Genomic DNA, 26239 nt, shown 5'->3' with positions numbered 1-26239 from the left:
CATGCAAAACCGACGCCACGAAGGCGCGGCGGCGCCGTAAATCCTGCCGCCGCGCCTCGCCGATTCCTTCCGGTCTTTCGCACGGCTTACGCGCGGCACTCCGGCGGGGCGAGATTGGCCGGCAATGTCGGCGCTTGCGCGGGCATTGGACCGGCGCCCGGTGCGGGAAGCGATGAAGCCGCCTTCGCGCCCGCGAAGCACTCCCACGTCACCGATCCCGCCTGCACCGCGCCGCGACTGAGCGCGATGCGCGCGGTAGGCGTATCGGCGTTATCGGGCGTCGACGGCACGAGCACGAGCGTGTTCGAACCCGCGGGCGCGACGCGCGTCGAGTACGCGATCGTGATCTGCCCCGTGTCGCTGTCGACATGTATCGACTCGACATTGCGCGTGCCCGGCGGCGACGCATAGCCACCCGCGAGATCCGCCCCGCTCGCCGCGTTCTCCGCCACCGCGAGCCGGGCAGACGCTGCGAGCGCCATGCCTTCGCCCACCCGGCTTCGCGCCAGATAGTCCTGATACGCGGGGATCGCGTAGGCCGCGACCACGCCGACGATCGCGAGCACGATCATCAGTTCGATCAGAGTGAAACCTCGCGCCGCCACCTCTCTGGCGCGGCCCATCCAGAACAACACGCTCCGCGCGCGCGGCGCGTTCGAACCACAAACCATCGTCGTCATTGCTGCTCCCATAAGTACGAAAAGCGCCCTTCCGCGCGATGCGGTCAGGACGCTTCGATCGTATTGAGGGAGAGGAACGAGCGGCAGTCGGCCAAACGGCCTAGGAGAATTCAGCCCGCCGCACGACTGTTGCCGGCGAGCGTGCGGCGCTTCAGCAGCCAGCCCACGGCGACGACGAACACCGCGCCGCCGATGCGCGCCGCATAACCCACGAGCTCGGTATTGAGCGCGGGCCAGCGGTCGATGAAGGGATCGTCGATGATGAGTCCGCCCGCGATCCATCCGAGCAGCCCCGCGCCGAGCAGCACGACCACCGGAAAGCGGTCGAGCAGCTTCAGCACCAGCGTGCTGCCCCACACGATGAGCGGAATGCTCACGATCAGGCCGAAGATCACCAGCGCGAGCCGATGCTGCGGATCGGCGGCCTCGGCCGCGCCTGCGATCGCGATCACGTTGTCGAGGCTCATCACGGCATCCGCGATGATGATGGTTTTCACCGCCGCCCACAGCCGGTCCGATGCGTCGATGTGGTGATCGTCATGATCCGGCTGCATCAGCTTCACGCCGATCCACAAGAGCAGCACGCCGCCCAGAAACTTGAGGAACGGGACATCGAGCAGCATCACCGCGAAGGCGATCAGCACGACGCGCAGGATGATCGCGCCGAGCGTGCCGAGCACAATGCCGCGCGTGCGCTGCCGGTCGGGCAGATTGCGGCATGCGAGCGCGATCACCACGGCGTTATCGCCGCCGAGCAGAATGTCGATGACGATGATCTGAACGACCGCGCCCCAATGGAGCGTCGAGAAAAATTCGAGCATGTGGCAGAAAACAAAAAAGCGAGGAAGCAATGCTCCCTCGCTTTTCATCGGTTTGTACGAAAGGAATCAGTAAGAGTACCAAACCCTCGCGTATTTTGCCGAATGCACTTACAGCACCGACTTCAGCAGACGGCCCATCTCCGACGGGTTCTTCGTGACCTTGATGCCGCACGCGTCCATGATTTCCAGCTTGGCGTCAGCCGTGTCCGCACCGCCCGAGATCAGCGCGCCTGCGTGGCCCATGCGCTTGCCCGGAGGCGCCGTCACGCCCGCGATGAAGCCGACGACCGGCTTCTTCATGTTGTCCTTGATCCAGTAAGCGGCGTTCGCTTCGTCCGGACCGCCGATCTCGCCGATCATGATGACGGCGTCCGTGTTCGGATCGTCGTTGAACATCTTCATCACGTCGATGTGCTTCAGACCGTTGATCGGATCGCCGCCGATACCGACCGCCGACGACTGGCCGAGGCCCAGCGCCGACAACTGGCCGACTGCTTCATACGTCAGCGTGCCCGAGCGCGACACCACGCCGATGCGGCCCTTCTTGTGGATGTGGCCCGGCATGATGCCGATCTTCAGCTCGTCCGGCGTGATCGTGCCGGGGCAGTTCGGTCCGAGCAGCAGCGTCTTGCGGTTTTCGCGGCGCATGCGGTCCTTGATTTCCAGCATGTCGCGAACCGGAATGCCTTCCGTGATGCAGATCGCGAGATCGAGATCGGCCTCGACGGCTTCCCAGATCGCGGCGGCAGCGCCCGCGGGCGGCACGTAGATGACCGAAACGGTCGCGCCGGTTTCAGCCTTCGCTTCCTTGACGGACGCGTAGATGGGAATGCCTTCGAAGTCTTCGCCCGCGCGCTTCGGGTTCACACCCGCAACGTATGCTTCGCGGCCGTTCGCGTATTCGCGGCACGCGCGCGTGTGGAACTGGCCGGTCTTGCCGGTAATGCCCTGCGTGATGACCTTCGTGTCTTTGTTGATCAGAATCGACATGTAGTGACCTCTGTTCGTTTGGCGGCGCTCAAGCTCGCGCCGGCGCCGCCATTCGTATCTGGTGGAACGCTCTCTCAGGCGGGTAAGCGAACGCGCTTACTTGCCTTCGGCTGCCGCGACGACCTTCTGCGCGGCTTCTTCCATGCTGTCCGCCGAGATGATCGGCAGGCCCGAATCCGCCAGCATCTTCTTGCCGAGGTCTTCGTTCGTGCCCTTCATGCGCACGACGAGCGGCACTTGCAGATGCACGGCCTTCGATGCCGCGATCACGCCTTCCGCGATCACGTCGCAGCGCATGATGCCGCCGAAGATGTTCACCAGAATGGCCTTCAGGTTCGGGTTCTTCAGCATCAGCTTGAATGCTTCGGTCACCTTCTCGGTCGTCGCGCCACCGCCGACGTCGAGGAAGTTCGCCGGCTCGCCGCCGAACAGCTTGATCGTGTCCATCGTCGCCATCGCGAGGCCCGCGCCGTTCACCAGACAGCCGATGTTGCCGTCGAGCGAGATGTACGCGAGGTCGAACTTCGACGCTTCGACTTCAGCCGGATCTTCTTCGTCCAGATCGCGGTACGCGACGATTTCCGGATGACGGAAGAGCGCGTTCGAATCGAAGTTGAACTTGGCGTCGAGCGCGATGACCTTGCCTTCGCCGGTCACGATCAGCGGGTTGATTTCCGCGAGCGATGCGTCGGTTTCGAAGAACGCCTTGTACAGGCCTTGGAGGATCGCGCGCGCTTGCGGGATCGATGCGTCGGGAATGCCGATCTTGCGGGCGAGATCATCGGCGTCCGCGTCTTGCAGACCCGTCGACGGCTCGACGGCGAACTTGTGCAGCAGTTCCGGCGTCTTTTCCGCGACTTCTTCGATGTCCATGCCGCCTTCGCTCGACGCCATCACGACGATCTTCTGCGAAACGCGATCCAGCACGAGGCCGACGTACAGTTCCTTCTTGATGTCCGCGCCTTCTTCGATCAGCAGGCGGTTCACCTTCTGGCCTTCCGGGCCGGTCTGGTGCGTGACGAGCTGCATGCCGAGGATCTGGTTCGCGTATTCACGAACTTGCTCGATCGACTTCGCGACCTTCACGCCGCCGCCCTTACCGCGGCCGCCGGCGTGAATCTGCGCCTTGACGACCCAAACCGGGCCGCCCAGCTCTTCCGCGGCCTTGACCGCATCATCCACCGAGAACACGGGTTTGCCGCGCGGGACCGCGACGCCGAATTTCCGCAGGATTTCCTTACCCTGGTACTCGTGAATCTTCATGCGTGATTCCTTCAGTCTGAGAGTTGGAGTGAACTTCTATTTGCTTGAACCGCTGATTCTTCGATTCTTCTTTGAATTCCGTGCATCACGCAGGCACCGCCTGCGCGCGACGAGGCGGACTAAGTCTCCGGCTTGTCTTGTGCCGTTGTTCCGGCTTCCGCTTTTTCGCCGGGCGTGTAGCCGAACCAGCGCGGGTAATGCTCCTTGACCGCGGGGCCGTCGAAACGCAGCGCATGGCAGCGGCCGAGCTGAAACGGCGGCTCGTCCTGCGGCGCGGCAGCGTTTGGATTCGATTCGTCGGAGTGCTTGAACGGATTGCCGTCCTCGATCTTCCAGACATCGCCGGCGAACGCCTGGACCGCGGCTGTAGGCAGGACGCCGCACAACTCGGTGAGATGCGTGCAGCCGGCTGTGCCGCGCAGCACCTTGTTGGCTTCGCGGCGGAAACTTTGGAGCAGATTGAGCCCGATGAGCTTGCGATAGACCGGATTGGACTCGGCGCACAGACCGCCATAGGGCGACCAGTCGGACGACGCTTCGACGTCGACGATGGTGAGCTTGCGGTCGATGGTGATGCGCAGCCAGAGTTCATGGATCGGCAGGCCGTGTGGCCGGACGCCCGTCGCGAGGCGAAAGTCGCGCGGCTTCTCATCGGTTAGACAGGCTTCGATATCCCACAGGCCGTCGTCACGCTCGAAGGCTTCCAGCCGAATCGCGCGGCGATGGCGCAATTGTCGGGGAGCGGGAGGTGAAAGAGGCATGCTGGACGTGAGCCGGTACGGGGAAAACCGTGCAATTTTAGCATATTGGGTATTCCGGGCCGGGGGATGCGCATCGCGAAAGGAACGTGCGTGCGGGATTGGGTGTAGATGGCGCGAGGCCCGGTCTCAGTCGTCGACGATCTCTTCGCTCCAGTCTTCGTCGCCGCCCTTGAGAATCTTGCCGATCGTGCCGCCCGAAAAGCCGCGCGCAGCCAGGAAGCGCGCCTGCTTGGCCCGTTCGGCGGGCGTCTGCGGCAAGACGCCGTACTTCTTTTCCCAGACCGCCTGAGCACGCGCGGCCTCGGTCTGCGCGAGCTTGTCGGCGGTCTCGCTGATGAGCGCGTCGCCGACGGCATGGCGCTTCAGTTCGCTGATGATCCTGCTGCCGCCCATGCGCGACGCGCGGCGATGCACGACGCTCTCGACGAAGCGCTCGTTCGAAAGCCAGCCGTCGCGCTCGAGACTGTCGAGCAGGGACTCGAGCGAATCGGCTTCCTCGACGTACGGGCGCAGCTTGCGCGACAACTCCGCCCTGCTGTATTCGCGACGCGACAGAAACGCGAGCGCGCGCCCCTTGAGTGAGCGTTGCGGGCGTTTTGGGTTGTTGGCTTCGGCTACCGAAGTCTTGCGGGTGCGCTGGCTCGAGCGGCTGTAGGCCGATTCGCTCGATGCGTCTGATGCGGTACGTGGCTCCTCCAAAGGCGCGCATTGTTCGAACGGCTCGAAAGGATCGGCGTCTTCGAACGGGTCTGCGAAAGATCCGTGGTCTGCTTTGGAGATTGCGCTTTCAGGCGCCGGCGAACTTGGCGCACATTCCGCGCGCAGCGCTTTGGGTTGCTCGGTTGCCTGCTTCAGCAAGGCCCGGGCTTGCTCCAGACGAGCAGCGCGATTTCCGGGGTGTGTGCCGCCCTCAACGCCGCTGCCATCGTCATTGAGGGGTCCGGAAACGCGACGCGCCGACGCGAATGGCTTCGCGTCGGCGCGTTCCTTGTTACCGCGTCTGAATCCGCCCGGCTTCGACGGTGCACCGCGCCGCTCACTGCTTCGCTCGTAGCGATCGACGGATTCGGAGCCGCCTTCGGTTCCTTCATCCGCCGTGTCAGCCTTCGATCCGAACCGGCGCTTCTGCATTGCGCTTCAGGCCTGATGCTTACTCGTCGTCGGCCGTTGCGGCGCCCGCGGCGACAGCTTCACCCAACGCGGCCACACCCAGCGATTCGCGGATCTTGTTCTCGATCTCGCGTGCGATATCCGGATTCTCGCGCAGGAATTCGCGCGCGTTGTCCTTGCCCTGACCGATGCGATCGCCTTGATAGCTGTACCAGGCGCCCGCCTTGTCGATCAGCTTGGCCTGCACGCCCAGATCGATGATTTCGCCCTGACGCGAGATGCCTTCGCCATAGAGGATGTCGAAGATGGCTTCGCGGAACGGCGGCGACACCTTGTTCTTCACGACCTTCACGCGCGTCTCGTTGCCGATGACTTCGTCGTTCTTCTTGATCGAACCGATGCGGCGGATATCCAGACGCACCGACGAGTAGAACTTCAGCGCGTTACCGCCCGTGGTGGTTTCCGGGTTGCCGAACATCACGCCGATCTTCATGCGGATCTGGTTGATGAAGATGACGAGGCAGTTCGTGCGCTTGATGGTGCCGGTGAGCTTGCGCAGCGCCTGCGACATCAGACGCGCCTGCAGGCCGGGCAGCGAGTCGCCCATTTCGCCTTCGATTTCCGCCTTCGGCACGAGCGCCGCGACCGAGTCGATGACGATCATGTCGATGGAGCCGGAGCGCACCAGCGCGTCCGCGATTTCGAGCGCCTGCTCGCCCGTGTCCGGCTGCGAGATCAGCAGTTCCGGCACGTTCACGCCGAGCTTGCCCGCGTATTGAACGTCGAGCGCGTGTTCCGCGTCGATGAACGCCGCCGTGCCGCCGAGCTTCTGCATCTCCGCGATCACCTGCAGCGTGAGCGTGGTCTTGCCCGATGACTCGGGACCGTAGATTTCCACGACACGGCCGCGCGGCAAACCGCCGACGCCGAGCGCGATGTCCAGCCCGAGCGAACCGGTGGAGACCACCTGGATGTCTTCGACCGCCTCACCTGCGCCGAGCCGCATGATCGACCCTTTGCCGAATTGCTTTTCGATCTGCGAGAGCGCGGCGGCCAACGCCTTGCTTTTCTCCGCAGTCATTCCAGCCGGGCCTTTCTTGCTTTCTTCCATGAATCGTCCTTTGCTATGATGAACGGCGTCTGAGGCAGTGCTCACGGGGCTTTTCACCTGCATATACGCATATGAAACCCACCTTCGGCACTCACGCAGACACTGTATAAAAAAACAGTAGTTTTTGCAAGCATGTACGGGCGTGGTGCTGCTTTTTTTCCACGCCGCGCGAGCCGCGCAAAAACCACGGAACACCTGGAGACCGCCGCGCCGGGCGACAAACGGTGCCGGCAATGCCGATGCGCTTCATCGCGCATGCATGGCGTACAAAGGCGCACACAACGATGCGAATCCTCATTGCCGAAGACGACAGCATACTCGCGGACGGCCTCGTCCGATCACTCCGCCAATCGGGATACGCCGTTGACCATGTGAAGCATGGTGTCGAGGCGGATACCGCGCTTTCGCTGCAGCCTTTCGACCTGCTGATCCTCGATCTCGGCCTGCCGCTCATGCCCGGTCTGGAAGTGCTGCGGCGCCTGCGCGCGCGCAATTCGCAGATGCCGGTGCTGATCCTCACCGCCGCCGACAGCGTGGACGAACGCGTCAAGGGACTCGATCTCGGCGCCGATGACTATATGGCCAAGCCGTTCGCGCTCAACGAGCTCGAAGCACGCGTGCGCGCGCTGACGAGGCGCGGCGCGGGCGGCGGCCCGACCGTCGTGAAGCACGGCTCGCTTTCCTTCGACCAGGTCGGGCGGATCGCGACCATCGGCGATCAGGTCATCGATCTCTCCGCGCGCGAGCTCGGCGTGCTCGAAGTGCTGCTGCAAAGAACCGGCCGGCTCGTATCGAAGGAACAGCTCGTCAACCATCTGTGCGAGTGGGGCGAGGAAGTCAGCAACAACGCGATCGAGGTCTACGTACACCGGCTGCGCAAGAAGATCGAGCCGAGCGGCGCGAAGATCATCACGGTACGCGGTCTGGGTTACACGCTGGAGAAGGCGGGCGCCACGGCGAACGGCGGGAATGGCGCAAGCAGCGCGAGCCCGCAACCATCCGGCGAAACCGCCAGCCATCACTATAAGTAGGCCGCATGGCGTCGCCCGCTTCCACCGAATCGCGCGAGTCGAAGAACCACGCCGAAGCGGGCACCGCCGCCGACGATTCCGACGCCCAGCGCGACGCGCGCTACGCGAACCCGTTCGCGCCGCCCGATGAACTCGAGCCCGACGGCGAGGCGCATCCGCGCTCGCTCTTCGGCGAGATTCTCGACTGGATGCTCGCGCCACTCCTCTTGCTCTGGCCGATGAGCATCGCGGTGACGTATCTCGTCGCGAAGTCGATCGCCAACGGGCCGTTCGACCGCGCGCTCGAAGCCGACGCCTACGTGCTCGCGCGCCAGATCCAGCCGGTCAACGGCGTCGCCGAATTGCGGCTTCCCGACGCGACGCGCGATTTCCTGCGCGCCGACAACGTCGACAGCGTGTTCTTCCAGGTGCTCGGCACGCGCGGCGAACTCGTCGGCGGCGATCGCGACATGCCCCTGCCGCACGACGACGACCGCCCGCAGCCGGGCATCGTCGAGTTTCGCGACGATGTGCTCCGTGGCAACGACATCCGCGTCGCGTATACGACGGTCGATCTGCCCGGCCTCTCGCCCGGACGCGATCCCGACAGCGCGCAGCCCGTGCTCGTGCAGGTGGCCGAGACCCTCGACAAGCGCAGCCAGCTCGCCAACGACATCATCAAGGGCGTGATCCTGCCGCAGTTCGTGATCCTGCCGCTCGCGATCATCCTCGTATGGTTCGGGCTCTCGCGCGGGCTCGCGCCGCTGCATGCGCTGCAGTCGAACATCCGCGCGCGCCGCCCCGACGATCTCTCGCCGCTTCAGGCGGGCAGCGCGCCGCCGGAGATCGCGCCGCTCGTCGCATCGTTCAACGATCTGCTCACGCGCCTCGAGCAGAACATGGATTTCCAGAAGCGCTTTATCGCCGATGCCGCGCATCAGATGAAGACGCCGCTCGCGGGCCTGCGCATGCAGGCGGAACTGGCGATGCGCCAGGATGTATCGACGGAAGTGCAGCGCTCGCTCGAACAGATCGCGACCAGTTCCGAGCACGCGGCGCGCCTCGTCACGCAATTGCTCGCGCTCGCGCGCGCCGAGAATCGCGCGACGGGGCAGATCTTCACGCGCATCGTGCTCACGGACCTCGCGCGGCTCGCGGTGCGCGACTGGGTGCAGGCCGCGCTCGCGAAGCGCATGGACCTCGGCTACGAAGAGCCGCCCTATCCGGTCGAAGTGGAAGGCAACGTCGTGATGCTGCGCGAGATGCTGTCGAATCTCATCGACAATGCGATCCGCTACACGCCCGCGGGCGGGCGCATCACCGTGCGCGTGCGGACCGATGACGACGATCTCGATCTCGTGCATCTCGAAGTCGAGGACACGGGACTGGGCATTCCGCCGGCGGAGCGCGAACGCGTCGTCGAGCGCTTCTATCGCATTCTCGGGCGCGAAGGCGACGGCAGCGGTCTCGGGCTCGCCATCGTCAAGGAGATCGCCGCGATGCACGGCGGCGCGCTCGCGATCGAGGATCATGTGTATCAGGAGAACCCGCGTCTCGCCGGAACCCTCGTCCGTGTCAGCCTGCAGCGGGTTTTTCCTGCCCGGGACAAACCCTGAGCGTAAGCGTCGCGGAGACTTCAAATACGCGCGAGAAGAACGATATTAGAAGAATTTAAACGATCGTTCGAATGGGATGCTTGAGAATTCGACGCATTTCGCGATTTCGCCACGCAGCGGGGCTGGCCGGCGCCGCGTCAGAACGCCGTAAGTTTTCGTTCCAATAATCCTTGCACCGGAGCCGCCTTGTCGCGGACCGACGTATTCGAAAATCAAATCAGGAGACGAACCATGGCTACGGTTGAGGGGCGCGTGTCACACGCACCGATGACGTCGGAGGAGAAGAAAGTCATCTTCGCCTCATCGCTCGGCACGGTGTTCGAATGGTATGACTTCTATCTGGCGGGTTCGCTCGCCGTCTACATCAGCAAGACGTTCTTCTCCGGCGTCAATCCGACGGCCGGCTTCATCTTCACCCTGCTGGGCTTCGCGGCGGGCTTCGCGGTGCGTCCGTTCGGCGCGATCGTGTTCGGGCGGCTCGGCGACATGGTCGGGCGCAAGTACACGTTTCTCGTGACCATCGTCATCATGGGTCTGTCGACGTTCCTGATCGGCTTTTTGCCCGGCTACGCGACCATAGGCATCGCGGCGCCGGTCATCTTCATCGCGATGCGTTTGCTGCAAGGCCTCGCGCTCGGCGGCGAATACGGCGGCGCTGCGACGTATGTCGCCGAACACGCGCCTTCGAACAAGCGCGGCGCGTGGACGGCGTGGATCCAGACCACGGCGACGCTCGGCCTCTTCATCTCGCTGATCGTGATTCTCGTGGTGCGCACGGCCATGGGCGAAGAGCAGTTCGGCGCGTGGGGCTGGCGCATTCCGTTCCTCGTGTCGATCCTGCTGCTCGCCATCTCCGTGTGGATCCGGATGAAGCTGCACGAATCGCCGGTGTTCGAACGCATCAAGGCTGAAGGCAAGACCTCGAAGGCGCCGCTCACGGAAGCGTTCGGCGAATGGAAAAACCTGAAGATCGTGCTGCTCGCGCTCTTCGGCCTGACGGCGGGCCAGGCGGTCGTGTGGTACACGGGCCAGTTCTACTCGCTCTTCTTCCTCACGCAGACGCTGAAGGTCGATGGGACCAGCGCGAACATCATGGTCGCCGTGGCGCTCCTGATCGGCACGCCGTTCTTCGTGTTCTTCGGATCGCTGTCGGATCGCATCGGGCGCAAGCCGATCATCATGGCGGGGTGTCTCATCGCCGCGCTCTCCTTCTTCCCGCTCTTCAAGGCGCTTGCGCACTACACGAACCCGACGCTCGAAGCCGCGACGCAGAAGTCGCCGATCGTCGTGATCGCCAATCCGGACGAGTGCTCGTTCCAGTTCAATCCTGTGGGCACGTCGAAGTTCACGACCTCGTGCGATATCGCGAAGAGCGCGTTGTCGAAGGCTGGTCTCAACTATGAGAACGTGGCGGCGCCGGCGGGGACGCTCGCGCAGATCAAGGTCGGCGAGACGGTGGTGAACACGTACGACGGCAAGGCCGCGGATGCGAAGGCACAAGGCGCTGCGTTCGACAAGACGCTCGCCGGCACGCTGAAGAGCGCGGGCTATCCGGCGAAGGCCGATCCGGCGCTGATCAACTGGCCGATGGCGATCGTGATCCTGACGATCCTCGTGATCTTCGTGACGATGGTTTATGGTCCGATCGCGGCGATGCTCGTGGAGATGTTCCCGGCGCGGATCCGCTATACGTCGATGTCGCTGCCGTATCACATCGGCAATGGCTGGTTCGGCGGCTTCCTGCCGGCGACCGCGTTCGCGATCGTCGCGGCCAAGGGCGATATCTACTCGGGCTTGTGGTATCCGATCGTGATCGCGTTGATCACCTTCGTGATCGGCATGCTGTTCGTGAAGGACACGCGCAAGTCGAATGTCTATCACGAGGATTGATGCTTGCTCGGTGGACCTTCCACGCGGTTCTTAAGAAATTGCGTGGAAGGGGTTGACAGGTGTTTCAACGCTCGCCATAATCTCGTCTTCTTTCGGCGAATTAGCTCAGTCGGTTAGAGCGACGGAATCATAATCCGCAGGTCCGGGGTTCGAGTCCCTGATTCGCCACCAGCTTCAACAAAAAGCCGCTGTTCCAAAAGGACAGCGGCTTTTTTGTCGTCGAATGCCGGGAATGCGCCCGAAATGGGGCGTTACGCGCCTAAATTTTAGATGCGGCCGGTTTTCGCAAGTCGGGTGCTACACGCCACTGTTACCTTCTCAAGTGGAGCACACCCAATGAAGCACCCCTACCTCACCACCCGCGCCGATTCGTCGAACTATTACTTCCGTCGCAAGGTTCCCGTTCCGCTGCGCGCTCAATTGCATCGAAGCGAAATCTGGCTAAGCCTGGACACGCCTGTCAAGGAACTGGCCGTTTCCAGACTCGCGACAGCGGCGCTTGAATACGAACGCTTGGTGGCGCCGGCGCGTACGTCTGCCGCAGCGGCTACGGAAGAACAGGCTTGGCTGCCGCCTGGCCTGCGCGCTGCCACCGAAGACGAGCCGCATCCGTACCACCCGACTATCCAGCCGCCTGGCACGACCCGCCTCGTCGCGTTGCACATTCCGCGTCTGGTTGAGCGCTACAAAGCGAATGCGTTGGGCAACGACGATGAGTTCCGCCCGACGCTGTTTGACGATGCACCCGCCGTTGAACACGATGGGACCCGCTATGACGACGAGGCCCATGAGACTATGCTGCAAGCGGCGCGCAAACAACTGCGGCGTGCCCGGGCGGCCAACGACCTGTCGTCGGTGCGCGAATCGGTCGAGGAGCACCTCACGTGGGAACGGGCATGGGCGCCGGCCGAGTCTCCCGTCTTCACCGAACTGCTGATGGCGATTGCCGACGCGCAACTCGCAGTCGTCGAAGAAGAACTTCGGCGTCTTGAGGGCGTGGTCAAGCCTACGCCGCAGCTCATTCCACTCGTCGACCTAGACGACACCTGGGAAGCCGCACTGTTCGGCTGGAGGGCTGCTCGGCAACCGGCGCAGAAAACCGTCGACGACGTCGAACGACAAATTGAGCGCTTCAAAGTTCATGTGGGCGACGTACCCTTGTCTGTCCTGACCGCCGACCATATTGAGAACTTCAAGATGCGCTGCCTGACGAACGACAAGCTGGAGCACAGCCGCATCAACACGATTCTGTCGCTGCTCTCCCCGCTTGTCAGTCACGCCATTGCCAAGAAGCTGACTGCGCTGGTGGTGAATCCCTTCAAGGGGATGAAATACGCCGACAAGGTCGTGCAGGCGCACCGGAAAACCGTGCGCACAGCGTTCACCGTGGACGAGCTTCAGAAGATTTTCAGCTCACCGGTCTACACGCGCGGACACCGCCCCAAAAAAGGCGGCGGCGATGCCGCCTACTGGGTTCCCTTGATTGGGCTGCATGCTGGCGCACGCGTCGAGGACGTGTGCCGGCTCACCGCTGCTGATATCGTGCAACGGGATGACGTATGGTGCTTTCACCTGCATGACAGTAAGCGCGAGAGCCGGACCGGCACGCGTAGCGTGATGCGCTATGTCCCAATTCACCGCAATCTGCTCGAACTCGGCTGGCTCGACTACGTTGACAGTCGCCGCGCGGCCGGCAGCGCCACGTGGCTCTTCCCTGACCTTTCCGTCAATCAGTACGACAAGCGCGGCGCGGTGTTTTCGAACTGGTTCAATGAGTACCTCCGGACAACCGTCGGTATAATGGACCCCGCGTTGGTGTTTCACAGCTTCCGCCACACGTTCCAGACGTTTGGCGAGCTTTCCGGCATCAGCGCTCAGGTCATCGAAGAACTTATCGGGCATGCCCCTGACAGCCGCTACGGGCGTAAGGAAGCCGGGGTCAAGCGCCTGCCTTTCGAACTGCTCCCGCCGGCGATGGAACGACTCGACTTCCCGAACCTGCAACTCGGACACCTGCCTTATGCAGGTCGAGCGTAATACCTGCCCATAACTAAGCACAACAATGTCCGTTCGTTGTTTGCGAAGGCCGGCCGCTCATGTGGCCGGTACTACTACGGACGAGCGCACGATTTCGTATAAACCGGCTCGCTAAAGGTTTTAAAAAGAGTTTCTTCGAACTTGAGAGAGTTCTCTGAAAACCAATAAAAAAGAGTCTCCTTACAGGGAAGAGGTGCCATCATCCTTAGACATGTACAAGGACATGTCAGGTGGCACATCGACATCAATCGCCATTTCACGGGAGAGATACATTCCACGCTTGCTGCGCAGGGATATATGAGTGAACCAGACACTTGAGATGATTGGCTCGCATGGGTAGACATGGTCGAACCGTCGAGAAGGAACGTCAGGCCCGACGTGGCTCCGAGACAACCAAATAACGTGGCCGACAACCAGTCGCATGGAAAAATCTCAAATCTAAAAAGATTGCTCCGTCAGCATTTAAGTTGCCTCGCTATATGCATAGGACGCTGATGCGATATGACGAGCTCGCAAGTGTCTATCCGCATCAGCGTCTCTGACGCCTCCTGGTCGCGGAAACGAAACGGTCCCGAGAGGCAGCGGAGCCGTATGCGGAAATCGAAAGCTCGTCGCTGTAATCCCAACTTATACAGCAGGCAAGATGCATCAACTGAACTTCGGCAAATCCAGTGCGGACCTTGACTATTTCTACGGCTACGTTTCGGGAGGTGGCAAATACGGACCCGGAATTTGCGAAAAAGTCACAGGAATTTCGGACCGCGGTGAGCTACAAACGAGTCGGCTTTCTCTGTACGACGACCGCAGCGGCTCTAAGCGAAGCGGGTCTGTCAACTACGCTCTCGCCGGTGACGGAGTCTATCGAGCATACGGATACGCTGAGTCCAACCGGGGCGAGGGCCCCGAAATATATTTCGAGGTGTCGGGCAACGCCCTCGTCAAGCTTGACCGGCACGAGCTTGCGGAACGGTTGCGCGCGATGAGTCCCCAGAACTTTGCGAAAGTCGAACATGGGCGAAAGAAGTCAAAACGTCGCGCCGAGTTGCACCCTCAGGTCCAGTCTGAAGTAGACGAGCTTGCCGGCGAGGGCGAATTACTCGCGGTCATCGCGCTTGACGTCGACGAGCAATTCCAACTGAAGTGCTTGACGGTCAAGCGAACAAAGCCCTGTGGACATTTCGACGAGATTTCGACTCGGTCCGTGGATGACCTCGTCGGTCGATTGTCAGAACCCGTCGACGCGTGTCGGTATTGCGAAGCAGCTGCCGAGAAGGCACGCGCCACCGCTGACGCACTTCAGAAGCTTCAGGATGCAAATATCGAAAAGGGCCTCCCGCTTCTTTCGGGTACACCTCGGCAGATTAAATGGGCGCTCGAAATTCGGCAGGGATTTGCAGAGAAGAATCCTGGGAACACCTTGCTTAAGCGAGCGACGACTGCGAAATACTGGATTGAGCATAGGAACGCGCTGTAGCCGCCGGGTTGACCATTCATATGTTAAAGGTGGCAGCGCGTCTGGAGCTCACAGCGCTACACAGCGAGCTAAAGTTCGGGCTTTCCGAGTCGTTAATCTGTCTACGGATTAGTTGCGCACGGACTGGCTACTGATTTCGGCCCCGTGCCGCGAGAGGATAGAAAGCATTTGCATAAGGCGCGAAGGTCCGAGGGGGCAGTGAATAACGTCGACTCGCTGACTGGCGAACTCTGAGGGCGTGCGGCAGCACGCCTTTTTTCTTCCATCGGTTTCTCGTACCTGACCGCACTTGACTGGTCATTGCAGAGGCATACTGCGTTCAAGACGGCGACCATCGCCGTGCTGCCCAAATCAGCCGGTGCAGCAATCCCCGCTCCACAGCTAGCCGCCGCCCCGAGCGGCTCTGCGTTACCGTTCCGGGGACCACCGCTTCAAAAGAAGCCAACGTTCCCTAGCGGACGGACGCGCACTCGTCATGCCCCTACCCTAAAGCGCATCGTGAAAATCCTTCAACACAAGCGGAAGGTCAGAAAGACGTGTCCGCGCCATCTCCAAACATCGATTTCCGAACAGCGAATGTTCAGGCACTTCTCGGTGAGACTCGCGCCGTAGGCGTAGCGTTGGCAGGCGTGGCCTTCGGGTCCGGTGTCGGAGTCTTGGCCTCTGCCTTACTTTGGACCGCCGGCGCCGATACTGTCGCGTGGGGTTCCTTTGGTTTCACGTGTCTAGCGCGTGGTGCCCTGTTCACAGGCTTCACGCTCGTCGTGTGCTTCAGCATCCGCCTTAAAACCGCCCTCGACAGAGTGAGTTTACTGGAAGAAGGCATCATGGCGCGCTTCGCTAGTGTCGAGGCATCGAACCACGCTCCTATTTGTTTCGGAAAGGCCACCAAGCACGCGCGAGTCGTCCGGTACCCGACGCCGCTTCGAGAGAGGGCAGCGCAGGAGACGGCCGCATTACTCGAACGCTTCATGCTGCCGCGCAAGCACCAGTCTTAGGGCCCGCCGCCACGACTTCGAGACCACATCGTCCTCGGCCCCGAAGCTTCTCAGTCTTCCCCATCCTCCTCCTCGTCGGACGGTTCGACGCACTCAAAGTTGTTCTCAAGAATCTCAACTCGGATTTCCTCAGCATCGTCCTCGATGTCGAGGTTGTTCGGCGGCGTAGCGACCACGCGGAAGTCGTAGCCCAAAGCGCTCGTGTCTGCGACGAATTCGCCCGCCTCGAGTGCCGAATCCATAAGTTTCGGATAGGTCGCCAGGCGAAAGCTCGTCGGGATGTAGCTAGCGGCGCTTCACAACGATGCGGAGAAGCAGACCACCGCGGTCTTTGAGCGCTTCGTGTTACCGCGCAAGCAATAGCGCACCGTCCGACTCGGCAGCATCTTCCATCGCACCGAGCCGGGTACCAAGCCGACAACCTGCTCTGGACAGACACATAAACGAGCGCTTCCTGAGGAACGCTTTCAGGAATCACTCGCCTGACGTGGTCGCTCATGGATGAGCGTGCGCCCGACGCACCGCTCGATGTTCATACCTGCAAGCCAAATCAATTGCTTCCTGCGGTCAGCACGTGGCGACGCCGTCGTTCAACGCGCGACTGTCGGTTGCACCTGCGCCTGCTGTTGAGCTTGCGCCTGAGCGTCAGCTTGCTTGTGCTTCTCCTTAGCGAGATGCCGGCCGACAACGCAGCCACCAACGGCGCCGACCACGGCGTGATGCCCAGCGTAGTGACCGGCGACACCGCCCACTACAGCGCCTTTCAGGCAACCCTCGGCACTCGCGGCGCCGGCGGATGCAAGCAAGGCGCTTCCTAGCGCCACCAAAATCATCTTCTTCATCGCTTGACTCTCGTGTTCGTTGAAGGGGCGAACTCCGCCCCTTGTCCATGTACATACAGTCGACCCGTCGGGAATCAAGGGTCTGTCCGGCGTTCCGAGTGACAGCTTCACTGCCCAATTTGCCTGCTTACGTGGTTTTCCTGCCGGTTGAGCGCGCGGTCTTCCTGGCGGGTGATGTGGCCGCCGTTCTGGCTTGCCATCAGACGTTCCTCCGTTCGCACTTGGTGGTCGTCACGATGCAAGCGCATTGCCTCGCCGCGGGACAATTCGCCTTCTCGGACTTCCTGCTGGATTCGGCGGTCCTGATTGGACAGCCGCTGATTAACCTCGGCGCGACGCGCATGCGATGCATCCCAGGTTGTGGCTGCCGACGCCGTGCCTGCGAAGACAATCGACAATGCAGCGATTGCGGCGAACTTCTGAGTAAGCTTTCTCATGGGTTACCTCCTGTCGAGTCGATGTGACGGCTTCCTGCCGTTCCCTGCCTCAACGCTTTCCTTGCCCGCCTTGTTGACGCAGCATCTGTGAGTTATGAAACGGAATATTTCGCGCTTGCTGCAGTTGGGAGCGTCGCACGTGAAGGCGCCCATGTTTCAAATTACACGCCTCGTTACACACAAAAACACCAGTAATCTGCCGTCTAAATATAGTGCGTTCACAACTGACCAGTGAGGCACGTCATGAAACGAATTCCTGCGCTGATGCTTTTGGCCATATCTCTCGGAGGCGAGTTGGGCGGCTGCATCGATGTCCCTGCAGGCGGTGGCTATTACCACCGTTATTGATTGCATCTATTCGCGGACATTCGATTGTTCAACCCTACACTCCACATTACAGACATCATGGCCATTTTACGCAGCCGTCGGTTCGCGATGACGCTAGTCGCCAGCCTTGGAATTGGTGTGTCGTCCGTCGCACTCGCGCATGTCGACGTCGGATTCGACATCAGTATTCCCGGCGCGACATATGCGCCTGAGCCGGTTTATGCTGCGCCGCCGGTATATGCCGAACCTCCCCCTCCTATTGTCATCAGTCCAGGTTGGTACGGCGAAAGGTATTACGACGGGCATCGCTATTGGGAGCGCCGGGAATGGGAAGAGCGACATCGCGACCGGGAGTGGCACGATGCACGGGACCATTACAACGAACATCACGGACGCTGGGACCGTGACCGCGAAGATGGCGGACCAAGGCCTGACTGGCACCATAATCATCGAGACGGCGACGAGAGACGCGGGTATTGACGCGCGCAGCTCTGGCAAAAGCGTTGGACGCACTCGCGATGGCTGCTTCCCGGAGCCGCTCGCATAAGCGTTTGAAGGCGAGAGTCGTCCGCAAAGACGACCGACGTTCATCTCGACGTGTTCGCAGGACCCCTCTCGAGGCAAACTGCCTTCAGTTGCAGCCGTAGCCGGTGCGACGATTCCACCAACATATCGCCTGACCATCCGTGCAAACAAACATGCTACCAACCGCGTCGCACTGAACGGTTGTTTGCCGGCGCCCGGCGGAGGCCGAACTGTCCTTCGTCAGCTCCGAGTCTGATGACGCGACCGCAGCTTCTATTGCTGCCCGAACCCTCGCGCTTCCCTCGGTTGGTTTCTTTGTCGCAACGACAGGCGCAACGCTACACGCAGATAAAAAGACAGTCAGACAAATCCAAATGAACTCCCGGTTTGCCGTAGTCACAACCATGGTCTCCTCCCTTTCCTTGGCAAGCGCGGGTTGCTCCCCACCAGCTGAACGGCAATTGCCATAGCGAACATGGAACGATTCTATTCCTGCGTGTACTGCGCCGTCCTGCCATTCTCATAAGGCCGCTCGTGGCTGCTAGCGAGAAACCCTACCTATCGTCGCCCCGCTCTCGTTCCCGCACGTTTGAGTTATACGCCCATCGGGTTCACCGGTCGGTTGAGGCTATGTGAGCGAAGCAGCAGCGACGGCGCGGCCGATACGGCGCTGCACCAACGATTCTTCGTGGCTAGCGTCAACGTCACAGCTCTCTGGGCGTTAATGCAATCAAGGCGCTCAGCCTTACATCCCCGGAGAATAGTCATGAACAAGTTTCTTGCAGTCGCTATGGCAGCATTCTTCTCGGTCGGAATCGCGTGCGCCCAAACGTCCGCCCCGGCCGCAACAACCGCCAAACCTGCGCCCACCGCAGCAGCGTCGAATTGTGAAGCTCAAGCCATCGATAAGAACGGAAAGCCGCTGGCCGGCGCGGCCAAAAACTCATTCGTCAAGAAGTGTGAAGCCGGCAACAAGACCAATGTATCCGCTTCGTGCGCGAGCAAAGCGGTAGGGAAAGATGGAAAGCCGCTCTCCGGTGCTGCGAAGACATCGTTCATGAAAAAGTGCGAGGCTGATGCCAGCAAATAACCCACAAGCCGGAGAAGGCGGGTCTGATAGCGGCTGACTTCGTTCGCCGTTGAGCTGGGCCAGCCTTCTTCGCCGCGCCGAGATTCACAGCAGACGCTTGATAGCACCGCGCCGGCGGAAGCCGTCTTGAAGGCAATGCTTTGTACTCGTTGCACTTTTCGACGACTCGCGCTCGCTTTCGAGGACCTTTTGACTGAATTTGCGTGTCGAAACGGGCACTTGCGATACTAATTCAATAAAGGGTGTGTCATGGTTCGCCGAATGACCCCACGGAGGCGAACATGACGACACTAGAGCAAATCCAGGCGCGGGTGAAGAAGCTGCAAGCACAAGCGGAGGCCATTGTCGCCAAAAGCGCGCAAGCCGCTGTGGACCAGATTCGCGAATTGATGCTGAAACACGGACTTACTACCGCGGACATCGAAGCCAAAGCCAAAGCGCGAAGGGATGCAAAGGTAAGCAGTCGAGCTCTCGCCAGTCGAGGCGCCAAGGCGTCAAACGCCGGCAAGGGCAAATTGCCGGCAAAGTATCTCAATCCGAAGACCGGTGAGACGTGGAGTGGGCATGCGCGACCGCCCGCTTGGATTAAAGACGTGAAGGACCGCACGAAGTTTCTCATTGTTGGTGCCGCTACCACCTCCCTCGCAAACAAGGTCACCGCGTCCAGAGGAAAGGCTTCGGTCCGGAAAGTGCAATCAAAGGGCGCTCAGCCCGCAAAATATCAAGACCCAAAGTCCGGGGCAACGTGGAGTGGCCGCGGCCCGGCTCCCAAATGGCTGGCTTCCGCAAAGGACCGAACCGAGTTCCTGATTGAAGACGCCCCTGCCGCCACATCGAACGCGTCGCCGACTCGCAAGTTGAGCACGTCGAAGGCCGTATCGAAGGTTCGCGCTGCGAGCAGGAAGATTGGCGCCAAGAAGGTGGTGGCATCCAAGAAGTCTGCGGGCGTCAAAACGACCGCGACGATGGGCTCAGCAAACGCAACCGCAGTTGCAAAGAAGCACTCTGCTCGCAAAACCACTTCGCGCAAAACCACGGCCACGACGGCCCCGACCGTGCCGACGCCTGAAACAGCGACGGTCGCATTGGTATGCGACTAATGGCAGACGCGGCGCGAGTCGTCGCGCCTGCCCGCGCATTACCATTGGACCGGCAACTTAACCAGCGCTTTACCGTTGGCGCGCGTTGCGTCCGTCGTAGCAAACCGTGCTCAGAACCCGTACAAAGCCGCCGGATTGTCGACGAGAATGCGATGTTGAGTCGCGGTATCCGGAGCGGATGCAGCCAGCAAATCGAGGAGTTGTGCATCGTCCGGTTTGCTCACCTTCTCGGTTGGATGCGGCCAATCGCTGCCCCAAACGACCCGCTCGGGAGCCGCCGCAATATATGAACGAGCCATCTTCGTCGCGTCTTCATAGCTCGGCGGTCCAACCTTTGTATTCAGGTAAGCGGCGGACACCTTCACCCACGTGCGCCCTTTGTCGAGCATCCCACGGATGACGTTGGATGCATCGCGCCCTGACTCAGTTTGCGGCAACCGCGCCATGTGGTCAAAGACTACCGGACACGGCAACCGTTTCAACATTTCGCCGTTTCCGACAATGAGGTCCGAGCGCATTTGGAGCTGTATATGCCAACCCAGGTCGTGGATTCTTCTCGCGACTGGTTCAATCATGTCCGCCCGAGTGACAGCGGTCGTGGGCTCAAAAAGGGAAAATCGAACACCGCGAATTCCGCCCTGATGTAACGCACGAAGTTCCTCGTCCGAAATGTCGGAAGACACTACGGCAATACCACGTGCCTTGTCCACCCCGAGTTTTGAAATCGCGTCCAAGGTGATGCGGTTGTCGGTTCCGTAGTTTGCAGGCTGAACGATTACGGTGCGCGTCGTGCCGAGTCGGCTTTGAATCTTCCGGTAATCCTCAACCGTCGCCTTGCGTGGAAGCGTGGCGTTCGCATTAACGATTGGAAATCTATCGTCGTAGATGTGAATATGCGCGTCGCATGCCATTGCTGGCGCTTTCAATGAAGCATTCTCGCTGCCGCTTGAATTCGAGAATGAAGCGTTCTCTGCGGCCCGAGCAGGGGTCGTCCGCAACCAACTGACCAGGCCACCAGCAGCCACAGCTAATGCGAGCGCCCGACGCCGCGCATCAAACCCATCACCAGCCGTTGAAACCTTGGAATCCATGTCTGTACCGTTGAAAATGTTGACTGCGCTTGCGGACGGAGCGGACGCGCTGCGCGCTCCGCCGCCCGAACATCTGGAATCAGTTACTGATTGACTCGCTTCGCGAAAGTCGAAATGGCGTCGGCCATCGCTTTCGGCTGCTCCGGTGCCATGGCGTGACCTGCGTTGGGTAACACCACAACAGTCACTCGGTCTCCGAGCATGTTCTTGAGCACTTGCGAAAACCGGCGAGGTGCCACCGCATCGTTCTCGCCCTGCAGGTCGAGAATCGGTGCAGTGCCGGCTGCGAAGTAGTCGTCGACGGGAGTAGTGTTGCGTGCATGTCCCTCAGCTTCGTGGGTTTCGGGATGCCAACCGCCGAGCCACACGCTAGGGTCGTTCCCGGGTGCGAAGAACGCTTCCTTCAGATACTGCAGCCGTTGTGCTTCGGGAAGCTTGAGGTCTCCAGCACCATCAATCGCCTTGCGCATTTCCGCGTTGATAGGCTTTTCTGTCGAACCAGGCGGAACTTTTCCTGCCGAGGCGGCCGCCACCACGACCCCCTTCACAAGGTCTGGGCGGTCGGCAGCCAATTGACGTGCGGCGAAATTACCCCACGCGTGCCCGACCACGACGACCGGGCCAGCCTTCTTTTCGTCGATGACCATCGCGACATCAGACGCAAAATCGTGAACGCTGAGGTTTTCCATCGGTCCTTTGCTCTTGCCGACACCGCGAGGCTCCGGGCGCAGTACACGGAACCCATCCGCGACGAGATATTGCGCCACCTGGTCGTAGTCGCGCACCGAGCGGCCCAGGGACGGAAGCATAACGATGGTCGGTCCATTGCCTTGGCTCAGAACCTCAATCTGAACATTTCCATGCTTAACAACATCGTCAGTGACTTTTGCACCGCCGGCTGCCGCAAAGGCGCTTACCGACACAGAGAGAATGATTGCTGCGAGACCAGTTTTCGAGAATTTCATGAGAGCAATTCCTTGACCTATTTCACAAAGCTGATTCGTTAGCATCAGCTGCCGCCTACTGCCTGTACATCCGGTGTGCAAACCGCGCGATGGCGTCGCTCATAGCCTGCGGTTGCTCAGGGGCCATCGCATGGCCTGCATTCGAAACGACCTCCACGGTCACCCGGTCCCCCAACATCGGCTTGAAAATATTGGGGACGACAACAGCGTCGTATTGACCTTGGAGGTCAAGAATGGGAACCGTCCCGCCTGCGAAATACGCATCGACCGGCGTGACATTTCTCGCATGCGCTTCGGCTTCGTGAGTTGCCGGGTACCAACCGCTCAACCAAGGCCGCGCGTCATGCCCCGGCGCGAAGAACGCTTGCTGCAGATATTTCAGCCGCTGCGCCTCCGGTAGTGAGAGATTCCCGGACCCGTCAATCGCGTCCCGAAGCCTTCCGTACGGTTTCTCATTTGAACCGGGAGGTAGTTTTCCAGCCGACGCGGCCGCCATGACCAATCCCCGAACGAGGTCCGGACGGTCCACGGCCAACATGCGTGCTGGTTGACTTCCCCACGCATGCCCGACGACGACGACTGAGCCCGTCTTTTGCTCATCCAGGACCGAGGCGACGTCGGCAGCAAAGTCGTGCATATTGAGGTCAGTGAGAGGACCTACGCTCGCGCCGATACCTCTCGGCTGAGGCCTCAGCACCGTAAAGCCGTCACGCTCGAGGTATGCAGCGACTTCATCAAAGTCTGCCGCTCCCCTTCCAAGGGACGGGAGAAGGACAATTACCGGCCCCTTACCTTGACGGATAGTCTCAATTGTTACGGTGCCGTGTGTAGTGACCAGGTGTTCGGGTGGAGAGCTCGACGACAAGTGAGAAGCGCACCCGAAGGCAAGACACGTACACGCAAGAGCAATGAAACGCCCCGTTACATTCATCAGGTTATCTCCTATTTCTAGTAGTTGTACTTATATTGTTACGTGGATTGCTATCGGCTGGTTGCTCTGCCTCTCTAGTTCGCCGTTGCCTGTGCTTGCGACTGTGGTTGCTCAAGTCCGGTGCTGTCGAAGATTGCCACCGCATTCTTCGACTTCAAATATCCGATGAAGGCTTTTGCGGCTTCAGCCTGTTGGGCGTTCTTCGCAATTGCGGCAGAAATGACACTGACCTTCTGAACTTCGCGCGGGAGAGGGCCGACGAACTGAATCTCCTTGAATGCTTTCAGTTCGCTGATTTGCTGAAGTCCCAGGTCGGCATCTCCTCGCTGAAGCGCTGCCCCAACAAGTTCGCGCCCTTTGATAAGTACACTCTTCTGCTTCATCTGCTCCGCGATACCGAGCTTTGGAAAGAGCGTTCCCGTAATGTAGGTTCCACTCGCACCCTCAGAAAAGGCGACAGACTTGGCCGACAGCAGAGCCTGCTTCAGCTTCTCCGGCGTCGATACGTCCGGCTTTGGAATGCCGGCACGTACAGCGACCCCGACTGCTGATTCGGCAATATCAGTTTTCGTGTCCGGAACGAACGCTCCCTGTTTGATTTGCTCGTCGAGCGCGGCGCCAATCATGAAGCAGACATCCATCGGCTCGCCGCTCTTGATTCTCATGGGCAACGCGTCCGGCGAGGTTCCATAGGACGGCCCCCAGGAAAGAAGAAGGTGATTGCCAGTTTCGCGTTCGAATGCGGGTACAAGTTGCTTGAACGCGGCCGAAAGTGCGCCCGTTGCAAGCACGTGAATATCCTCAGCGTGCGCTGGACCGCTCAACGCGGCCGCGCAAGCCAGAGCCAGCATTGATGCACGGATAGCCCATTTTTTTGTTTCGATTGCCATTGCTTGTCTCCTTACCTTGTGGATTTTCGATTCAATACTGCTCAGACGGCGCCACGCGTATTCACGAACAGTGCGTATACCGAGGTCGTCGAAGCCATGAACAGGCGATTGTTGTCTTTGCCGCCGAAGCATAGATTTGCGCAGCGCTCAGGCAGCGCAATGTGTCCGATGGCCGTACCGTTAGGCGCGAATACTCGTACACCGTCAAGCTCATCGCTGCCCGTACCCCATCCGCACCAGAGGTTGCCGTCGACGTCGACTCTGAAGCCATCCGGAGTGCCGTCCTTTGCGTCGATGAGCACCCGGCCGTTTTGGAGCTTGCGATTGTCGAGAACATCGAACGCCATGATTGCTCGAGGCCGCGCTCGCGATGCGACGACATACAGCGTTCGCTCGTCAGGCGAAAAGGCGAGCCCATTCGGCCCCTCAATGTCATCGGCCACGCACTCAATCTGCTCACTCTGCGCATCAATGCGATAGACACATGCTGGCAACTCGGGCGTGCCGACCTGCCCCATGTAGTCGCTGACCAGGCCAAACGGCGGGTCCGTGAACCAAACAGCTCCGTCACTGGCGACAACGACATCGTTTGGCGAGTTGAGCTGCTTCCCTTCGAACGTATCGGCGAGCACGGTGACGCGGCCGTCGTATTCAGTGCGAGTGACGCGCCTTGTCCCATGTTCACATACGACGAGTCGGCCTTGACGGTCGCGAGTCATGCCGTTCGCTTTGCTTGACGGGGCCCGCCACGTCGAAACCATTTCCGTGGCGGCGTCCCACTTCAGGATTCGGTCATTTGGCAGGTCGGTCCAGTAGAGCACGCCAGCGTCACCAAACCACACGGGTCCCTCTGCCCAGCGGCACCCCGTCCACAGGCGCTCAACCTTTGCATGCGCCAGGCGGTAAGGTTCGAATCGCTTGTCCAGGATGCGAACTGCTGGGTCGGGGGTCCTCAAACTTGGCTGCCACGTATTCATCTTGCGTCCTTCCTCTTCATAATCACCAGCAGAACAACAGTCAGAAAGGTCGCCAGGACAAGCATCGCGCCCATTCCGATGAGACCAGCCTTGAAAGAGCCCGTGGTGTCCTTCAGCCAGCCGACCATGTAGGGGCCGACCAGGCCGCCAAGGCTACCGACCGAATTGATGAACGCCAGGCCTCCGGCAGCTGCTTCTTTTCCTAGAAACGTCGCCGGAATGCTGTAGAAGCACGTGCGCACGGATGAAAGGCCAATCAGTGCGATGGTCAAGCCGACCATCGCAGGCACCAGTTCATCGGAGACCACTGAACAGAAGAAGCCAATTGCAGCCAGTCCGCAGGTCAGGGCGAGATGCTTGACGTAGCGTTGCGAGCGCGCCAAGGCCCTCCCCCAGAGAAGCATCCCCACGCTCCCGACAACATAGGGAAGTGCGGTCAACAACCCGATTTGCGTGTCACTGAGATGGTGTGTCTTCAAAATCGTCGGCAACCATACGCCAATGCCGAGAATTCCGATGATGTAGCTGAAAAGGATGGCAGTGAGCAGCCACACGCGCCAATCCAGCAGCGAGCGCATGAAGTGCTTCTCTGCGTTCGCCGGGCGTTCTCGCTCGACAGCGGTCTGCAAAGCCAAACGCTCTTCAGGTGTCAGCCACTTCGCCTTGTCCGGCGAGTCACTCAAGACTTTCAGGCAAAGGATGCCCAGCACGCACGCCGGAAGACCCTGGAGGATGAATAGCCACTGCCAGCCATGCAGTCCGAGCCACCCCTCAAGCTTTAACATCGAAACGGACAACGGGCCGCTGAATACCGACGACAGCGGCACTGCTGCCAGGAACCACGCCATCATCTGCGTGCGATAGCTCGCCGGAAACCACAGAGTCAGGAAGAAGATGACACCGGGAAAGAATCCTGCCTCGCCGATGCCTGCGAGCAGGCGAAGCAGGGAGTAACTCACCGCACCGGTCGCAAAGCTGGTTGCAGCTGCGAACAAGCCCCACGTAATCATGATTCGAGCCAGCCATCTCCGCGCACCGAACCGGTAGAGCGCGAGATTGCTGGGGACTTCGAAGAAGCAGTAACCGACGTAGAAGATACCGGCAGCTAATCCGAACTGGGACGCCGTCAACCCGAGGTCGCGATTCATCGCTAACGCGGCGAAGCCGACGTTCGTCCTGTCCAGGTAGTTGATGAAGTAGGCAAACGCCAGCAGGGGAACGATTCGCAAAGCTGCCTTCCTGCAGGCAACCTGCTCGACGCTGCGCGCTGTCTCCTGAGTAATTGTCGTTGTGCGCATGATGT

General features: G+C 60.6%; 24 protein-coding genes and 1 tRNA gene. 9 read left to right on the top strand and 16 right to left on the bottom strand.

What is annotated here, in order from left to right; all coding sequences use genetic code 11:
• Positions 1–86 precede the first annotated feature (86 nt).
• From AC1Z32_RS16455 to recA, 7 genes are all read right to left on the bottom strand, one after another.
• Positions 87–623, bottom strand: coding sequence for a pilin (locus AC1Z32_RS16455; RefSeq protein ID WP_483481656.1), 537 nt, complete (start codon positions 621–623; stop codon positions 87–89).
• A gap of 167 nt (positions 624–790) precedes the next feature.
• Positions 791–1501, bottom strand: coding sequence for a TerC family protein (locus AC1Z32_RS16450; RefSeq protein ID WP_483479637.1), 711 nt, complete (start codon positions 1499–1501; stop codon positions 791–793).
• Positions 1502–1609: 108 nt separating this feature from the next.
• Positions 1610–2491 carry a succinate--CoA ligase subunit alpha gene (gene sucD, locus AC1Z32_RS16445; RefSeq protein WP_483479636.1) on the bottom strand — a complete coding sequence of 294 codons (882 nt, stop codon included), beginning with the start codon at positions 2489–2491 and terminating at the stop codon, positions 1610–1612.
• A gap of 96 nt (positions 2492–2587) precedes the next feature.
• Positions 2588–3769: an ADP-forming succinate--CoA ligase subunit beta gene (sucC, locus tag AC1Z32_RS16440; RefSeq protein ID WP_483481655.1), complete on the bottom strand. Its 1182-nt coding sequence runs from the start codon at positions 3767–3769 to the stop codon at positions 2588–2590.
• A gap of 104 nt (positions 3770–3873) precedes the next feature.
• Positions 3874–4515, bottom strand: a complete 642-nt coding sequence (locus AC1Z32_RS16435; protein WP_483479635.1) for a DUF2889 domain-containing protein — start codon at positions 4513–4515, stop codon at positions 3874–3876.
• Positions 4516–4641: 126 nt separating this feature from the next.
• Positions 4642–5646 carry a recombination regulator RecX gene (gene recX / locus AC1Z32_RS16430; protein WP_483479634.1) on the bottom strand — a complete coding sequence of 335 codons (1005 nt, stop codon included), beginning with the start codon at positions 5644–5646 and terminating at the stop codon, positions 4642–4644.
• Positions 5647–5665: 19 nt separating this feature from the next.
• Complete coding sequence (gene recA / locus AC1Z32_RS16425; protein WP_483479633.1) at positions 5666–6736, bottom strand: recombinase RecA; 1071 nt, start codon at positions 6734–6736, stop codon at positions 5666–5668.
• A 284-nt stretch (positions 6737–7020) separates the two neighbouring features.
• On the opposite strand from recA, the gene AC1Z32_RS16420 reads away from it, so the two are divergent.
• The 6 genes from AC1Z32_RS16420 (at position 7021) to AC1Z32_RS16395 (ending at position 14763) form a co-directional block, all read left to right on the top strand.
• Positions 7021–7767 carry a response regulator gene (locus AC1Z32_RS16420; protein ID WP_483479632.1) on the top strand — a complete coding sequence of 249 codons (747 nt, stop codon included), beginning with the start codon at positions 7021–7023 and terminating at the stop codon, positions 7765–7767.
• 5 nt (positions 7768–7772) lie between these two features.
• A complete protein-coding gene (locus tag AC1Z32_RS16415) occupies positions 7773–9362 on the top strand; it encodes a sensor histidine kinase N-terminal domain-containing protein (RefSeq protein WP_483479631.1) in 1590 nt (529 codons plus the stop codon).
• Positions 9363–9593: 231 nt separating this feature from the next.
• The gene (locus AC1Z32_RS16410; protein WP_483479630.1) at positions 9594–11252 is read left to right on the top strand and encodes an MFS transporter; all 1659 of its coding nucleotides are present in this window, start codon (positions 9594–9596) and stop codon (positions 11250–11252) included.
• Between the two features lie 94 nt (positions 11253–11346).
• Positions 11347–11423: transfer RNA gene (locus AC1Z32_RS16405), tRNA-Met, on the top strand.
• A gap of 165 nt (positions 11424–11588) precedes the next feature.
• Positions 11589–13289 carry a DUF6538 domain-containing protein gene (locus AC1Z32_RS16400; protein WP_483479629.1) on the top strand — a complete coding sequence of 567 codons (1701 nt, stop codon included), beginning with the start codon at positions 11589–11591 and terminating at the stop codon, positions 13287–13289.
• 643 nt (positions 13290–13932) lie between these two features.
• Complete coding sequence (locus tag AC1Z32_RS16395) at positions 13933–14763, top strand: hypothetical protein (RefSeq protein ID WP_483479628.1); 831 nt, start codon at positions 13933–13935, stop codon at positions 14761–14763.
• A gap of 1048 nt (positions 14764–15811) precedes the next feature.
• On the opposite strand, the gene AC1Z32_RS16390 is transcribed toward AC1Z32_RS16395, so the two are convergent.
• The 3 genes from AC1Z32_RS16390 to AC1Z32_RS16380 form a co-directional block, all read right to left on the bottom strand.
• Positions 15812–16003, bottom strand: coding sequence for a hypothetical protein (locus tag AC1Z32_RS16390; RefSeq protein WP_483479627.1), 192 nt, complete (start codon positions 16001–16003; stop codon positions 15812–15814).
• A gap of 348 nt (positions 16004–16351) precedes the next feature.
• A complete protein-coding gene (locus tag AC1Z32_RS16385) occupies positions 16352–16603 on the bottom strand; it encodes a hypothetical protein (protein ID WP_483479626.1) in 252 nt (83 codons plus the stop codon).
• Positions 16604–16710: 107 nt separating this feature from the next.
• Positions 16711–17040 (bottom strand): hypothetical protein, encoded by a 330-nt coding sequence (locus AC1Z32_RS16380; RefSeq protein WP_483479625.1) that lies wholly within the window; start codon positions 17038–17040, stop codon positions 16711–16713.
• A 405-nt stretch (positions 17041–17445) separates the two neighbouring features.
• Between AC1Z32_RS16380 and AC1Z32_RS16375 the strand changes: the two genes are divergently transcribed.
• The 3 genes from AC1Z32_RS16375 (at position 17446) to AC1Z32_RS16365 (ending at position 20082) form a co-directional block, all read left to right on the top strand.
• A complete protein-coding gene (locus tag AC1Z32_RS16375) occupies positions 17446–17847 on the top strand; it encodes a hypothetical protein (RefSeq protein WP_483481654.1) in 402 nt (133 codons plus the stop codon).
• 811 nt (positions 17848–18658) lie between these two features.
• Positions 18659–18982: a hypothetical protein gene (locus AC1Z32_RS16370; RefSeq protein ID WP_483479624.1), complete on the top strand. Its 324-nt coding sequence runs from the start codon at positions 18659–18661 to the stop codon at positions 18980–18982.
• Positions 18983–19263: 281 nt separating this feature from the next.
• Positions 19264–20082 carry an H-NS histone family protein gene (locus AC1Z32_RS16365; protein ID WP_483479623.1) on the top strand — a complete coding sequence of 273 codons (819 nt, stop codon included), beginning with the start codon at positions 19264–19266 and terminating at the stop codon, positions 20080–20082.
• Positions 20083–20192: 110 nt separating this feature from the next.
• Here the strand turns inward: AC1Z32_RS16365 and AC1Z32_RS16360 are convergent, their stop codons facing one another.
• The 6 genes from AC1Z32_RS16360 to AC1Z32_RS16335 all read right to left on the bottom strand — a co-directional run bounded on the left by AC1Z32_RS16360 (position 20193) and on the right by AC1Z32_RS16335 (position 26234).
• Positions 20193–21173: an amidohydrolase family protein gene (locus AC1Z32_RS16360; RefSeq protein ID WP_483479622.1), complete on the bottom strand. Its 981-nt coding sequence runs from the start codon at positions 21171–21173 to the stop codon at positions 20193–20195.
• 83 nt (positions 21174–21256) lie between these two features.
• Entirely contained in the window at positions 21257–22138 is an 882-nt protein-coding gene (locus tag AC1Z32_RS16355; RefSeq protein ID WP_483479621.1) for an alpha/beta fold hydrolase, read from the bottom strand.
• Positions 22139–22193: 55 nt separating this feature from the next.
• Positions 22194–23069 (bottom strand): alpha/beta fold hydrolase, encoded by an 876-nt coding sequence (locus tag AC1Z32_RS16350; protein WP_483479620.1) that lies wholly within the window; start codon positions 23067–23069, stop codon positions 22194–22196.
• Between the two features lie 74 nt (positions 23070–23143).
• A complete protein-coding gene (locus AC1Z32_RS16345) occupies positions 23144–23959 on the bottom strand; it encodes a substrate-binding domain-containing protein (protein ID WP_483479619.1) in 816 nt (271 codons plus the stop codon).
• Between the two features lie 41 nt (positions 23960–24000).
• The gene (locus tag AC1Z32_RS16340; RefSeq protein ID WP_483479618.1) at positions 24001–24936 is read right to left on the bottom strand and encodes an SMP-30/gluconolactonase/LRE family protein; all 936 of its coding nucleotides are present in this window, start codon (positions 24934–24936) and stop codon (positions 24001–24003) included.
• Positions 24933–26234, bottom strand: a complete 1302-nt coding sequence (locus AC1Z32_RS16335; RefSeq protein WP_483479617.1) for an MFS transporter — start codon at positions 26232–26234, stop codon at positions 24933–24935. Before AC1Z32_RS16335 ends, AC1Z32_RS16340 begins: the two co-directional genes overlap by 4 nt.
• Positions 26235–26239: the final 5 nt, after the last annotated feature.

The organism is Caballeronia sp. 11_S32 (assembly GCF_056930355.1).
The sequence above is the reverse complement of the archived record's forward strand: the minus strand, read 5'-3'. Positions and strand labels throughout refer to the sequence as shown.

Coding starts and splice junctions, on each gene's coding strand:
- AC1Z32_RS16360 (WP_483479622.1), bottom strand. CDS start 21,173: ATGGATTCCAAGGTTTCAACGGCTGGTGATGGGTTTGATGCGCGGCGT.
- sucD (WP_483479636.1), bottom strand. CDS start 2,491: ATGTCGATTCTGATCAACAAAGACACGAAGGTCATCACGCAGGGCATT.
- AC1Z32_RS16365 (WP_483479623.1), top strand. CDS start 19,264: ATGACGACACTAGAGCAAATCCAGGCGCGGGTGAAGAAGCTGCAAGCA.
- AC1Z32_RS16385 (WP_483479626.1), bottom strand. CDS start 16,603: ATGAAGAAGATGATTTTGGTGGCGCTAGGAAGCGCCTTGCTTGCATCC.
- AC1Z32_RS16345 (WP_483479619.1), bottom strand. CDS start 23,959: ATGGCAATCGAAACAAAAAAATGGGCTATCCGTGCATCAATGCTGGCT.
- AC1Z32_RS16410 (WP_483479630.1), top strand. CDS start 9,594: ATGGCTACGGTTGAGGGGCGCGTGTCACACGCACCGATGACGTCGGAG.
- AC1Z32_RS16355 (WP_483479621.1), bottom strand. CDS start 22,138: ATGAAATTCTCGAAAACTGGTCTCGCAGCAATCATTCTCTCTGTGTCG.
- AC1Z32_RS16350 (WP_483479620.1), bottom strand. CDS start 23,069: ATGAATGTAACGGGGCGTTTCATTGCTCTTGCGTGTACGTGTCTTGCC.
- AC1Z32_RS16435 (WP_483479635.1), bottom strand. CDS start 4,515: ATGCCTCTTTCACCTCCCGCTCCCCGACAATTGCGCCATCGCCGCGCG.
- AC1Z32_RS16370 (WP_483479624.1), top strand. CDS start 18,659: ATGAACAAGTTTCTTGCAGTCGCTATGGCAGCATTCTTCTCGGTCGGA.
- AC1Z32_RS16390 (WP_483479627.1), bottom strand. CDS start 16,003: ATGGATTCGGCACTCGAGGCGGGCGAATTCGTCGCAGACACGAGCGCT.
- AC1Z32_RS16450 (WP_483479637.1), bottom strand. CDS start 1,501: ATGCTCGAATTTTTCTCGACGCTCCATTGGGGCGCGGTCGTTCAGATC.
- AC1Z32_RS16380 (WP_483479625.1), bottom strand. CDS start 17,040: ATGAGAAAGCTTACTCAGAAGTTCGCCGCAATCGCTGCATTGTCGATT.
- AC1Z32_RS16335 (WP_483479617.1), bottom strand. CDS start 26,234: ATGCGCACAACGACAATTACTCAGGAGACAGCGCGCAGCGTCGAGCAG.
- recA (WP_483479633.1), bottom strand. CDS start 6,736: ATGGAAGAAAGCAAGAAAGGCCCGGCTGGAATGACTGCGGAGAAAAGC.
- AC1Z32_RS16415 (WP_483479631.1), top strand. CDS start 7,773: ATGGCGTCGCCCGCTTCCACCGAATCGCGCGAGTCGAAGAACCACGCC.
- AC1Z32_RS16455 (WP_483481656.1), bottom strand. CDS start 623: ATGGGCCGCGCCAGAGAGGTGGCGGCGCGAGGTTTCACTCTGATCGAA.
- AC1Z32_RS16340 (WP_483479618.1), bottom strand. CDS start 24,936: ATGAATACGTGGCAGCCAAGTTTGAGGACCCCCGACCCAGCAGTTCGC.
- AC1Z32_RS16375 (WP_483481654.1), top strand. CDS start 17,446: ATGGCCATTTTACGCAGCCGTCGGTTCGCGATGACGCTAGTCGCCAGC.
- recX (WP_483479634.1), bottom strand. CDS start 5,646: ATGCAGAAGCGCCGGTTCGGATCGAAGGCTGACACGGCGGATGAAGGA.
- AC1Z32_RS16395 (WP_483479628.1), top strand. CDS start 13,933: ATGCATCAACTGAACTTCGGCAAATCCAGTGCGGACCTTGACTATTTC.
- AC1Z32_RS16400 (WP_483479629.1), top strand. CDS start 11,589: ATGAAGCACCCCTACCTCACCACCCGCGCCGATTCGTCGAACTATTAC.
- AC1Z32_RS16420 (WP_483479632.1), top strand. CDS start 7,021: ATGCGAATCCTCATTGCCGAAGACGACAGCATACTCGCGGACGGCCTC.